The 731-nt window shown below is 64.7% G+C and carries 1 protein-coding gene; it reads left to right on the forward strand.

Annotation, left to right across the window (positions count from 1 at the left end; translation table 11 throughout):
- Positions 1-242: 242 nt before the first annotated feature.
- Positions 243-440 (forward strand): hypothetical protein, encoded by a 198-nt coding sequence (locus AC5RVV_RS17700; protein WP_494002660.1) that lies wholly within the window; start codon positions 243-245, stop codon positions 438-440.
- Positions 441-731: the final 291 nt, after the last annotated feature.

The following is a 731-nucleotide window of genomic DNA, read 5'->3' on the forward strand; positions in this document are numbered from 1 at the left end:
AGCACGTGCGAAACCCGGACGGTCGGGGCGTCGCCGGGCCCGTACCGCTTTTGGAGGGGGCAGGCCGCGTGGAGCGGGGTGGATGAGAATTTCCTCAGGGGTTTCTCATGGTGTTTTCATCCGCACCGTTCATAGTGACTGAACACCGGCACCTTTGCGAAGGCTGCGGGGGCCGGGGCTGTCCGGCACCAGGGGGCCGGGGCTTGCAGACAGTGACATGCCGGTCACCGAAAGGACGAAAAATGGACCCGCGGATTGTGAGGGTGCGTGTGGCTGCAGCCGATAAGGAATCGGTTCAGTTTCACTTCGACAATACCGAAGCCGACCTACATGATCGGATCCGGGAAGGGCTGGCCCAGGGAATCCCGCCGCGGGAACTGGCCGCAGCCTCCGGCCTGCCGCTGAGCCAGATCAGGAAAATCGGCCGGTCCCGCCCCTGACAGACCCGCCGGGCGCCTCCGGCACCCGGACCGACGTTCCGGGTACAAACCCTCCGGCTGGAACTTCCGGGCGGGGGACGTCTGAGACCGGTACCGGGTCGCCGAACGTGCTCACGGGCGAAACATTCCTGTCATCATCAGGGGATAGAGTCACCTCATGGCACGACCGAAGAACCCGGGTCGCAAGACCGAGCTGATGGAACAGATCATCGACTACCTGCAGGACAAGCCGCTGTCCTCCCTGTCCTTCCGGACCCTGGCCGAGGCCCTGGGCATCAGCCCCTACGTGCT

Source organism: Arthrobacter sp. MDT2-34-1 (assembly GCF_059091365.1).